General features: G+C 71.5%; 2 protein-coding genes. Both read right to left on the reverse strand.

The window, feature by feature from the left end; all coding sequences use genetic code 11:
• The coding region (locus tag F3J20_RS31690) for a hypothetical protein (RefSeq protein WP_167285837.1) at positions 1-229 on the reverse strand (229 nt) is incomplete at its 3' end.
• A complete protein-coding gene (locus tag F3J20_RS31695) occupies positions 226-1,020 on the reverse strand; it encodes a hypothetical protein (RefSeq protein ID WP_345889959.1) in 795 nt (264 codons plus the stop codon). The genes F3J20_RS31695 and F3J20_RS31690, both read right to left, overlap by 4 nt.

Consider the following 1,020-nt stretch of genomic DNA (forward strand, 5'->3'; position numbering starts at 1 on the left):
TGTGCAGCCGCGCCACGTCCGGACGCAGGCGGACCGCTTCGCGAGCGTCGCGCGCCGCCGCATCATAGTCGCCGCGCGCGTATTCGTCGTAAGCCTGCTGCGCGATCCGATAGGCGCTGCCCGCGAGCGGCAGCGGCAAGGTCTCGTCGGCGCGGGACTCCGCGCATGCCGCGAACAGCGCGGCGCACAGGATGGAAACAGCCGTTGGTCGAGGAAAGCGCACGATCACTTCAGCACGCTCTCCACCAGTTCGGGCGACACATAGTGAGGTCCGTCGAAGACATAAGTACGAAAACCGCGATAGGCCGCCAATTGAGGCTTGAGCTCGGCGGCCGTCGCGGCGCGAAAAGGACGGCCCACGTCGGGCCGGAACGCTTCGGCGATGATCCGCACGCGGGCCGCGCCGAGCCTGGCCGCCAGCGCGTCGGCATAGTCGCGGGCCACGCGGGGTTCGCGGGCATACACGCCGACGCCGTCCTGGAACAGCACGCCGACGTCGGGCGGCAGCCAGCTGTCGAGCCAGGCCGCGAGCGCCGGCCCGCCGATGTTCGAGCGGTCGTAGACGCTGATCCACAACGGCCTCGGCAAACGCATCAGCAACGGCGCGAGTTGTGGCGCGTCGCGCCAGCCCGGATCGACTTCGACCGGGAAGTACCAGCCCTCGACGTGCAGCGGCGGCACGGCGGCGGCGAGCTTCAGCGACTGCTCCACGAGTTCCGCGACGTCGGCGCGCGCCGCGCGCTCGTCGAAGCGGCCCGCGAGGCCGACCAGCACATGGCTCGCCCACGGTTCGCGCGCGATGCGCGGCCAGTCGGGCAGGCTCGGCGCTTCGCGCAAACCGGTGCCGCCGACGAAGGCCGTGTCGTCCACCGCGGTCCACTGGATCAGCAGATCGGTGACCCCCAGCCGTTCCCAGTCGCCGTGCGGGTTCACGTGCGCGTTGTCGGGCTGCCACGCGATGCCGTCGGCATACACGGCCGGCGGGGCCTCGCAGCCGGCGAGCAGGCAGGCGCCGAGCAC

The organism is Paraburkholderia sp. Cy-641, from assembly GCF_011752945.1.
Lineage (GTDB): Bacteria > Pseudomonadota > Gammaproteobacteria > Burkholderiales > Burkholderiaceae > Paraburkholderia.